We start from the raw sequence: 9485 nt of genomic DNA, 5'->3' as shown, positions 1-9485 counted from the left end.
ATATAAGGAGCAGTCCAATCGACTGCAAGGCGTCATTCGCCCGGAAATCACGCAAATTCAGCACTCTGACCGGACATCGCGCCATTCCGGACGCAATGTGGGCGCGGGCCGCGCAGCCGTCAAGCCGTGGACACGAAGCAGGGCGGAATGCGGCGGATTCAGCCTCCGGTCAGGATGTCGAGAAGCGTGGTCCGGCGGGTACCGGTCGACTCTCCGCCCACCTCTGCGGGCGGCACGAGCCCGCCGTCGCGCGCGGTCGACCCGGTATGCTCGCCGGAAAGGCCTTCCGCCGGAACGGGACGCTCCTCCAGGCCGAGCGTGCGGGCGACGATGTCCGCGATGGTCTTCGGCTCTTCGCGGCGTGCGATCGGCACCTCCTCCACCGGGACGGGCATTTCGCCGCCCGCCGTGCCGAACAGCGGCGACGGCGGCAACCCTTCGTGGGCGGCCGTCATGAAGCGGTTCCAGGCCTTGGCCGGCAGGCCGCCGCCCGTCACCTTCTTCATCGATTTTCCGTCGTCGTTGCCGAACCAGACGCCGGTCGTCAGGTTGCTGGTATACCCGACGAAGAGCGCGTCGCGGAACGACTGCGTCGTGCCCGTCTTGCCGGCCGCCGGCCAGCCGGACAGTTTCGCAGCCTTGCCGGTGCCCTCCGTCAGCACGCGCATCAGCATGCCGTTCATCTGCGCCACGATCTTCGGATCGAGCACGCGCGGCGGATTGTCGTAGCGGTTGTCGTAGAGCACGCGCCCGTCGGCGGTCGACACGCGCCGGATGATGTGCGGCGTCGCCTTGTAGCCGCCGTTCATGAAGGGCGCATAGGCCGACGTCAGTTCGACGAGCGTCACCTCGGACGTCCCGAGCGCGATCGAGGCATTGCCCTGCAGTTCCGATTCGATCCCGAGGCGATGTGCGAGCTGCACGACCTCCTTCGGCCCGATCTCCATGACAAGCTGGGCGGCGATCGTGTTCAGCGAATTGGCGAGCGCGGCGGCAAGCGTCACCTGGCCGCGGAACTTCTGGTCATAGTTTTCCGGCGTCCACTTGCCGATCTTCACCGGCGCATCGTTGCGGACGGAAAGCGGCGAGCGGCCATTCTCCAGCGCGGCTGCATAGACGAAGGGCTTGAAGGCGGATCCCGGCTGCCGCTTCGCCCTGGAAGCGCGATCGAACTGGCTTGCCGCATAGTCCCGGCCGCCGACGATCGCCCGGATGGCACCGGTACCGTCGACGGAAACGAGGGCTGCCTGCGACGCATCGCGCGCGGCCCCCTCCTCGTCGAGCACGGCGATGATTGCTTCGTCGGCCTCTCTTTCCAGGTCGAGGTCGATCGTCGTGTCGACGACGAGGTCCTCCTTCACGTCGCCGATAAGGGCCGCGAGCTGGTCCATGACCATGTCGGCGGCATAGTGTTCGGCGCCGGACCAGTAGCTCTTGGCGCGCGTCGGCGTCTGCGACATCGCGGTCTTGATCTCGCTTTCCGTGATGAAGCCCGCATCGCGCATCGCACCGAGCACCACCTGGGCACGCGCTTCCGCCGCCTCCGGGTCACGCGCCGGCGACAGCCGGGACGGCGCCTTCAGGAGGCCCGCCAGCGTCGCCGCCTCGGCGAGCGTGACATCGCGCGCCGACTTGTTGAAATAGCGACGCGACGCGGCCTCGACGCCGTAAGCGTTCGATCCGAAGAACACCCGGTTGAGATACATCGCAAGGATCTGGTCCTTGGTGAACCTGTGCTCAAGCCAGAAGGAGAGCAGCACCTCCTGCACCTTGCGCTCAAGCGTCCGCTCGGGCGAGAGGAACAGGTTCTTGGCGAGCTGCTGGGTCAGCGTCGAACCGCCCTGCACCAGCCTGCCGGACACCAGGTTGGTGGCCATGGCGCGCGCGAGACCGAGCGGATCGATGCCGAAATGCGAATAGAAGCGCCGGTCCTCGATGGCGATGACGGCCTGCGGGATGTAGGGCGACATGTTTTCGAGCGACAGCGCCTCGCCGCCGGTCGCGCCGCGATTGGCGATCGCTTCGCCGCCGGCGGCGAGGATCTTCACATTCGGCGGGCGCTCGGGCACGGCCCAGGTCGTGGCACTCGGCATGCGGGCGCCATAGTAGAGGACGAGCGCCCCGACGCCCATCGCACCCCAGATGCCGAGGACGATGCACCAGTAGGCAAGCCTGCGCACGATGCCGAGAAGCCCGCCGGACGTGCGGCGTCTTGCGGTTCTCTTCGGCGCCGGCCCGGCGGAACGGCCCCGGCCGCGCCCCGAACCGCTGCCGGCGACCCGTTCGCCCGCACCGAGGCGAAAATCGCCGGCGCCACGGCCGCGGCCACCTTCGAAGGAGGGCTCGATGCGAGGGGACTTGCGGTTGCCTGCCATGCCGGGACGGCCGTGCCTTTCGTTAGACGGAGGTCGGGTGGACTCTAAATGCGGCGATTTAAGGGGTGGTTAAGGCCTTCGAAACGGAAACCCTCGCATTTTCGGCGCACGCAAATTCGCCGCCGCGCGAGCCGCAGCTTTGCCTCAGGCGGACACGATCGATGCCGCCGCATGGCAGGGAAACATGATAAGACAGGAGCGTCGCAGCGGAGCAGGGACGATGGTTAGATGGACCGCGATATGGAGCCTCGTGCTGGCCTCGACGGCCCTCGCGCAGGCGTCCTATACCAATCCACGATACGGCTACAGGATCGATGTCCCGCCGGGCTTCAACCTTTCCCAGGAGTCCGACAATGGCGACGGACGCACCTACATCGCGGCAGAGGGCCGCGCATCCCTGGCGGTGTGGGCCAATTACCTCTCCGGGAGCGACTTCGAGACCGAGATGGCCGAACGCATCGCCGACAGGACGCGGGGGGGTGGAGCGTCACCTACAAGCGGGCCACGGCAGGCTGGGTGAGTTTCAGCGGAACCCGCGGCGATCGCATCTTCTACCACCGCGCCATTCTTCTCTGCCGTGACGCGGCGGCGCACTTCCTGATCGAATATCCACAATCGATCAGCCGGCAGATGAACGCATTTGTCGGCCCCCTGGTTGAATCGCTCAAACCGGCCGCGGGCTGCGTGGCAAGTCCCGAAAGCGCACCGAACGCCAACTGATCGGCAATCGAAAGCTGCCTGTGAGGAACGGCCGCGTCGCGGAGGCCGGCAACGGCGTGCGATACGGAAAGGGCGGCCCGAGAGCCGCCCTGTCGATTGTTCGCGATGCTTCGCCGCTCAGTAGTAGGGCGACAGGCACTGCTGGCGCGGGCCGCCATAGGGCTGGAACGTATTGTCGTAAGCCCGGTAGGAACGGTAGCGCGCGTAGCACCATTCGACGTGGCGCGGGTTCACGCCGGCATCGCGATAGACGCGCGGCTGGCTGGCGATCGCGCCGCCGATGATGACGCCCGTACCGAAGGCGGCATACGGATACCAGTAGCCGTCGTCCCACCGACGATAGCCCGGCCGCGCGTAGCGGTAGCCGCGGTGACCGCGGTAGTAGCCGCGGCGGTAGCGGTACTGAACGGTCTCGACATCCGTGGACGCGGACGCGGCAACGCCGGCCCGCGGCATTGCCATGGCCGGAGCCGGCACCAGACCGGTAACAGTCACGGCGACTGCCAGGGCGGCCGCCATGGAGGTGGTGATGAACTTTCTCATCTGACGTACTCCCGATTGAAATTCTGCTCATCGCACTAGACTAACACGTCCGGCATGATGAATTAATTCGCCTGAACGGGATATGAACCGGACCTGTGGCGGGATTGGGTCAAATAACGGATGCGGAAGAATTAAATCGGGAGGTCCCGTCCCCCGTCGGCGGGCCGACCCACCGGCAGGCCGGGTGGCGGCATGTCGCCGCAAGAAGCGCGTCGAGACACTGCCAGGCCGTGTCGTCGTGAACGAGGTGATGCGTCAGGATGCCGATGACCGCACCGCGCCGCGTCCGCACCTGATCGAGGACCAGCGGCATCAGGACATCCGCCGCCTTCCCGCGCCGGGCCGCCCAGTCCATCAGATCGACATGGGTGTTGAAAAGCCGGATCGGCGCATCCTTCTCGGGACCGAACACGGAGAGGGTCGAAAAACCGTGTTCCGGCAGGCTCGGCACGAGCGCGGGGGCTATCCGGTTCCACGGCGGCACGAGCATCGGAACGAACTGTCCGCCGAACAGCGAACGCAACCGCCTGAAGCCGTCCGCCAGCTCCCGCAGGACCTCCTCGGTTGGGCGATGCCCGCCGAGTTCCTGCGTCTTTTCTCCGGACGGGGCATGGTTTTCATGCGACCATCCGTGCACCGCGACCGTCACCGTCCCGATCCCCCGCAGCCGGGCCGCCAGGGCTTCGTCCGCGTCGCGCGGAATGACGGCGAGGGTCAGCGGCACGTCGTGCGTCCGGGCGATCAGGAGAAGCCGGTCGAGCGCCTGGGTCGGCTTGACGGCGTCGTCGTCGCGCAGCCAGAAACGAACCTCGCCGCCGCCCGCGGCGATGCGATCCAGTTCGTCGCGGAGCGCCGAAACGGCCTCGATCATACCCGTTTCCCCCTATCGACATGCCGTTCGACGATCGCCTCCAGCCGATCCGCCGCCCCCTCGACCGAATGTTCGGCGCGAACGATCCGCCGGGCGTTTTCCGCAAGCTCCCTGCGCCGCCGGTCGTCGTCGAGCAGGCCCGCGATGGCGGCCGCATAGGCGACGGCATCGCCGGGCGGCGTGAGCAGGCCGGTCTCGCCGTCGCGCACGACCTCCGGCACGCCCGCGACGTGCTGGGCGATGACCGGCAGGCCCGAGGCCTGCGCTTCCAGATAGGCAAGCCCGTAGGCCTCGCCGAAACCGGGCCAGACATGGATCACCGAACGGCGCAGGATCGACGAAACCTCGGACGGCGAACATTCCCCGTGCCAGCGGATGCGCTCCGGCGCAAAGCGGGAAAACAGCGCCCGCACCTCGCCCTGCAGCGGGCCGTCGCCGACCACCGACAGCGACCAGGGGCGATCGGCGATATGGCCGAGCGCCTCGGCGAGCAGCGTATAGCTCCGCATCTTGTCGCCGGCGCGCATCATGGCGACCGTGACCAGGGCGCCGGCCGCACCCGCACCGATGGCTTCGCCATAGGGCGCGAGGTCGATGAAGGGCGGCAGGCGCTCGACGGGTGTCGCCGGTGCCGCCTGCCGCAGCCCCTCGACGTCGCGGCAGGTGAAGGCGATGTTCACCGCCGCCTGCCGGAGCGCGGCAACGACCTCCGCCTGCGCCGCGGCCCACGCCCCGCCGTCGCGCTTTGCGGCATAGGAGGCTTCGGCCGTGACATAGGGTATCGCGAAACGCGTCGCCACCGCCGGGCCGATCAGGTCCGGCGCCTTGTAATAGGGATGATAGCAGAACCAGAGGTCCGCCGGTCCCCTGCCCCGCCACGCGGCCTCGATCCGCGCAATCTCCAGCGCCGCCGCCTGCCGGACCGCCGCGTGGCCGGCCGGTTCGCCGACATGGCTGCGCAATTCGGACACCAGGTCGACCTCATGACCCTTTCGCGCGAGCGCCTGGACGAGCAGCCGCGCCATCAGCCGGTCTCCGGAGGGAACCGGATGCCGCGGCGACTTCATCGGCGCGTAGAAGGCGATCCTCATCGCACCGTGGCCTTGAACACGCCGGGCTTGGACAGGGCGGGAGAAGGGAGCCTTTTCACCACGATTTCCACGCGATCAGCAGCCCTCCGTCGGCAGCGCGGACCTCGTCGCGCAGGCGTTCGACCGCTTCGAAGGGCATCAGCCGCGGCAGGCTGCCGGCGACGAGCGCCGCATCGGCGAGCGTTACGGAGCCGGTCCGGCAGCAGACGGTGAAGACCAGCGGGCCGGTCGACCACCAGGCCGGCGCCAGCGGCATGGCCCGCCAGACCTCCGGCAACACCGCGACCAGCCGTTCGAACACAGGATGGCGCGGCGGCGCGGCGATGAAGGAATTGGCAAGCAGCAGGCTGCCGGACGGTGTCTGGCGCGGGATCGTCTCGTCGAGCACCGTCAGGCCGACCAGCGGCAGCACATCATGGAAGGCGATGTCGTCGCGCGCCGGGTACCAGTCGCAGTCGAGATAGAGGCCGCCCTCCTCCCGCAGGATAAAATAACGGGCGACGTCCACCGCTCCCGGAAAATCACGGGTTGCCAGCATTCCGGCGAAGACCGGGTCGTCCTCGAGGCCGAGCCTCCGCAGGTCGGCTTCGCGCCAGAGCCGGTAGGCATAGCCGTGGCGTGCCGCGTGGCGCGCCCAGGCCTGTGTCGCAGGCGGGACCGGGCCGTCGCCGATCCAGATCTGGTGGATGAGGCGCGGCACCGGCGCGGCATTGGCACGGGCGATGGCCCTCCGCTCCTCGCTGCCGGGGCGACCGCAGCCGGCGATCCTTTCGGCCGGGGGCACCATCGTGTACTGATAGCCGGCGCGCGCCACCGCGTCGCCCTCTGCCTTGGCGAGTTTCAGGAACAGGGAATGCACCTTGCGCGGCAGGCCGAGGAGCGTCACCTCGTCATGGGCGGCCGGAACGGCGGTCCGCGCCATGTCATCGAGCCGGGCCCGCGCCTCGTCGTAGGCCCTGGTGTCGATCAGCGACCGGATCCCGGCGATGGCTGCCCGATACTGTTGCCTGCTCTCCATGACCCCTTCCGGCGCGCCCTCCATGGCGACGGCCCACTGGCTACGTCGGCCGTTGCAATCCGTCAAGCAAGGAGATCAGCCGAGCCGGCAGGCCGGCAGGTTCAGTTGCTATTGCCGGCGTCTTCCTTGGCGAGTTTCTGCCAGGCGTTCTGCTGGGACAGCATGCCGCGCAGATAGGCGACATTCGCCTCCGCCTGCTCGGCCGTCAGTTCCTGCCGGGCGATGTTCTCCGCTTCCTGGAAACGGCCCTGGAGACCGACGATGAGGGCGAGGTTCTGCCGCACGCTGCTGTCGGCGCCGGGTTGCGCGGCGGCAGACTTGAGGTAGGTTTCCGCCGTCCGCAGATCGCGGGTCAGCATGTAGGACATGCCGAGATTGGACAGGACGGAGGATTCGTTCGGATTGATGTCGAGCGCCTCGCGATAGCGCTGGCGCGCCTCCGTCGAGCGACCGAGCTGATCGAGGATCGCGCCCTCCGCCGATTTCAGCCGCCAATCGGGACGGTCGGGCGTCTGGGCCCGGCTGATCGTGTCCAGCGCCTGTTCGAGCTGGCCTGCAGCTGCCTGCGACTTGCCGTAGGCCGCGAGCACCTCGCGATCATTCGGATGGAAGATCGCGACCTGCTGCATGACGGCGAGCGCCTGGCTGCTGCGCCCCGTCATGCGCAGCAGATTGGCGTAGTTCAGGCCCGCCTGGCGGTTTTTCGGGTTTTGCTCGTAGGCACGGCCGACACTTTCCGCAGCGCCCCGGAGCTCGCTCTGGTTCATCTCGGTAACGGGCTTCGAGAGCTGCGGGATCGATCCTGTCGTTTCCGCGCTCCGGCGGCCGGAGGCGCAGCTCGACAACGCGATCGCCATCAGCACGGCGATAGCGAGAGCCTGCAAAGGCTTACCGAACGATGGAGCGCGACCGCTGACAACCATGACCTGTCCCCGAGCAGAATGTCTTCTTCCTTGAGGGTGCATGAACGAATCGCCCCGCAATCCTCGCTCCAGCAATAATCTGTTAACCCTAACGGACCGTTAATGCGCCGATTCCCATCGCGCCCGAAAGCAGGTCCATGGCCCCCTATCAGTTCATCGATCGCCCCTCTCCGTTCAATTCCCGCAGCGGCCGCACGCTGCCGATCTTCGCCGTCACGCCGGCGCATATCGAGACGGGCACGATCGACCCGATTGCCCTCGACTGGGCCAAAAAGGCGGGATTCAAGGCCGAGGCGGGCGCACTGCTGCTCGTGCCGACGGCGGACGGCCACCTCGGCGGCGCCCTCTTCGGTCTCGGCGGCAACCCGTCCGAGGCACCCTTCCTCACCGGAAAGCTCGCACGCACGCTGCCGGCCGGCGACTGGCACATCGAGACCGCACCGCTGACCGCCAACCGGCTGGCGCTCGGCTACGGGCTCGGCAGCTACCGCTTCGACCGTTACCGCCCCGCAACCAGCGAGGCGCCGACGCTGCTCATTCCGGCAGATGCGGATGCCGCCGACATCAAGCGGCAGCTCGCCGGCATGTTCCTCGCCCGCGACCTCATCAACATGCCGACCAACGAGATGGGACCGGAGGCCATGGAGCAGGCGTTCCGTGCGCTCGCCGCCCACTACAAGGCGGAGGTGAACGTCGTGCGCGGCGAGGACCTGCTGCGGCAGAACTTTCCGCTGATCCATACCGTCGGCCGGGCCTCGGCCGAGGCGCCGCGCCTCCTGGAGCTGCGCTGGGGCAAGAAGAGCCATCGCAAGCTGACGCTCGTCGGCAAAGGTGTCTGCTTCGACACCGGCGGCCTCGACATCAAGCCGGCCGCTTCGATGCTGCTGATGAAGAAGGACATGGGCGGCGCCGCGAATGTCATGGGCCTCGCCCTGATGATCATGGATGCGAAGCTGAAGGTCGATCTGCGGGTGCTCATCCCGGTGGTCGAGAACTCGATCTCCGCCAACGCCTTCCGGCCGGGCGACATCTACCGGAGCCGCAAGGGCCTGACGGTGCAGATCGACAACACGGATGCGGAGGGCCGCCTCATCCTGGCCGACGCGCTGGCGCTCGCCGACGAGGAGCAGCCCGACCTCCTGATCGACATGGCGACGCTGACCGGTGCCGCAAGGGTGGCGCTCGGGCCGGACCTGCCCCCCTTCTTCACCGACGACGACGACCTTGCCGCCGATCTCAACGAGGCGAGCCTCGCCGCCGACGATCCCTTGTGGCGCCTGCCGCTCTACAGGGGATACGACAAGGACGTCTCCGCCAAGATCGCCGACCTCACCAATGCGCCGTCGGGCGGCATGGCCGGGGCGATCACCGCGGCGCTCTTTCTCAAGCGCTTCGTCACGCAGACGAGAAGCTGGCTGCATTTCGATATCTTCGGCTGGACGCCGGTGGAACGGCCGCATTCGCCGGTCGGCGGCGAGGCCCAGGCGATCCGCGCCCTCTATCGCCATATCCGAACCTTCGCCGGCTAAATAGCCGCTTGCCCTCTTCCCGCCAGGCGAGCGATACGGTAGCGTAACGAACGACCTGAACCATCCGGAGCTGCCGTGCCGCTTGATCTCAGCCCCTCCCAGGCGCTCGGCCTCTGGCACGGCGTGACGCTGGAGCAGGTGCGCCTCGACGGCAGGGACCTGACATTGCGCCAACTCGCGATCCTGCTCGAGATCTATCTCGTGCCGCCGCCGCATACGGTGCGCGGACTGGCGGCGAAGCTCGGCGTGACTAAGCCGGTCGTCACCCGCGCGCTCGACACGATGGGCGAGCTGAAGCTCGTCACCCGCAGCCGCGATGACAAGGACCGCCGCAACGTCGTCGTCAAGCGGACGGTGGAGGGTGCGCTCTATCTCGAAAAGCTCGGCGACGTCATCATCGGCCGCGGCCGCGGCC

General features: G+C 67.7%; 10 protein-coding genes. 4 read left to right on the top strand and 6 right to left on the bottom strand.

Going from position 1 to position 9485, the window contains the following annotated elements:
• Nucleotides 1-158: 158 nt before the first annotated feature.
• A complete protein-coding gene (locus tag LXM94_RS11065) occupies nt 159-2375 on the bottom strand; it encodes a transglycosylase domain-containing protein (protein ID WP_235771329.1) in 2217 nt (738 codons plus the stop codon).
• A 220-nt stretch (nt 2376-2595) separates the two neighbouring features.
• On the opposite strand from LXM94_RS11065, the gene LXM94_RS11060 reads away from it, so the two are divergent.
• Nucleotides 2596-2895: a hypothetical protein gene (locus tag LXM94_RS11060; protein ID WP_235771328.1), complete on the top strand. Its 300-nt coding sequence runs from the start codon at nt 2596-2598 to the stop codon at nt 2893-2895.
• A complete protein-coding gene (locus tag LXM94_RS11055) occupies nt 2892-3095 on the top strand; it encodes a hypothetical protein (protein ID WP_235771327.1) in 204 nt (67 codons plus the stop codon). Before LXM94_RS11060 ends, LXM94_RS11055 begins: the two co-directional genes overlap by 4 nt.
• A gap of 117 nt (nt 3096-3212) precedes the next feature.
• Here LXM94_RS11055 and LXM94_RS11050 read toward each other — a convergent pair whose 3' ends face one another.
• The 5 genes from LXM94_RS11050 to LXM94_RS11030 all read right to left on the bottom strand — a co-directional run bounded on the left by LXM94_RS11050 (nt 3213) and on the right by LXM94_RS11030 (nt 7541).
• Nucleotides 3213-3638: a BA14K family protein gene (locus LXM94_RS11050; RefSeq protein WP_235771326.1), complete on the bottom strand. Its 426-nt coding sequence runs from the start codon at nt 3636-3638 to the stop codon at nt 3213-3215.
• Between the two features lie 109 nt (nt 3639-3747).
• Entirely contained in the window at nt 3748-4509 is a 762-nt protein-coding gene (locus LXM94_RS11045; protein ID WP_235771325.1) for a polysaccharide deacetylase family protein, read from the bottom strand.
• On the bottom strand, nt 4506-5600 hold the full coding sequence (locus tag LXM94_RS11040; protein WP_235771324.1) for a glycosyltransferase family 4 protein: 1095 nt from the start codon (nt 5598-5600) through the stop codon (nt 4506-4508). The genes LXM94_RS11045 and LXM94_RS11040 overlap by 4 nt, the downstream gene beginning before the upstream one ends.
• 55 nt (nt 5601-5655) lie before the next feature.
• Nucleotides 5656-6618, bottom strand: a complete 963-nt coding sequence (locus tag LXM94_RS11035) for a glycosyltransferase family 32 protein (RefSeq protein WP_235771323.1) — start codon at nt 6616-6618, stop codon at nt 5656-5658.
• Between the two features lie 101 nt (nt 6619-6719).
• Nucleotides 6720-7541: a tetratricopeptide repeat protein gene (locus LXM94_RS11030; protein ID WP_408015622.1), complete on the bottom strand. Its 822-nt coding sequence runs from the start codon at nt 7539-7541 to the stop codon at nt 6720-6722.
• A 137-nt stretch (nt 7542-7678) separates the two neighbouring features.
• Here LXM94_RS11030 and LXM94_RS11025 point away from each other — a divergent pair, with 137 nt between their 5' ends.
• Both LXM94_RS11025 and LXM94_RS11020 read left to right on the top strand, forming a co-directional pair.
• The gene (locus LXM94_RS11025) at nt 7679-9070 is read left to right on the top strand and encodes a leucyl aminopeptidase family protein (RefSeq protein WP_235771322.1); all 1392 of its coding nucleotides are present in this window, start codon (nt 7679-7681) and stop codon (nt 9068-9070) included.
• A gap of 75 nt (nt 9071-9145) precedes the next feature.
• A partial coding sequence (locus LXM94_RS11020) for a MarR family winged helix-turn-helix transcriptional regulator (protein ID WP_235771320.1) occupies nt 9146-9485 on the top strand: 340 nt, incomplete at its 3' end.

It is taken from the genome of Rhizobium alarense (genome assembly GCF_021555155.1).
GTDB lineage: Bacteria > Pseudomonadota > Alphaproteobacteria > Rhizobiales > Rhizobiaceae > Rhizobium_D > Rhizobium_D alarense.
The sequence above is the reverse complement of the archived record's forward strand: the minus strand, read 5'-3'. Positions and strand labels throughout refer to the sequence as shown.

Excerpts from the sequence above, each read along its gene's own strand:
- LXM94_RS11030 (WP_408015622.1), bottom strand. The coding sequence starts at position 7,541 with ATGGTTGTCAGCGGTCGCGCTCCATCGTTCGGTAAGCCTTTGCAGGCT.
- LXM94_RS11040 (WP_235771324.1), bottom strand. The coding sequence starts at position 5,600 with ATGAGGATCGCCTTCTACGCGCCGATGAAGTCGCCGCGGCATCCGGTT.
- LXM94_RS11060 (WP_235771328.1), top strand. The coding sequence starts at position 2,596 with ATGGTTAGATGGACCGCGATATGGAGCCTCGTGCTGGCCTCGACGGCC.
- LXM94_RS11045 (WP_235771325.1), bottom strand. The coding sequence starts at position 4,509 with ATGATCGAGGCCGTTTCGGCGCTCCGCGACGAACTGGATCGCATCGCC.
- LXM94_RS11035 (WP_235771323.1), bottom strand. The coding sequence starts at position 6,618 with ATGGAGAGCAGGCAACAGTATCGGGCAGCCATCGCCGGGATCCGGTCG.
- LXM94_RS11065 (WP_235771329.1), bottom strand. The coding sequence starts at position 2,375 with ATGGCAGGCAACCGCAAGTCCCCTCGCATCGAGCCCTCCTTCGAAGGT.
- LXM94_RS11050 (WP_235771326.1), bottom strand. The coding sequence starts at position 3,638 with ATGAGAAAGTTCATCACCACCTCCATGGCGGCCGCCCTGGCAGTCGCC.
- LXM94_RS11025 (WP_235771322.1), top strand. The coding sequence starts at position 7,679 with ATGGCCCCCTATCAGTTCATCGATCGCCCCTCTCCGTTCAATTCCCGC.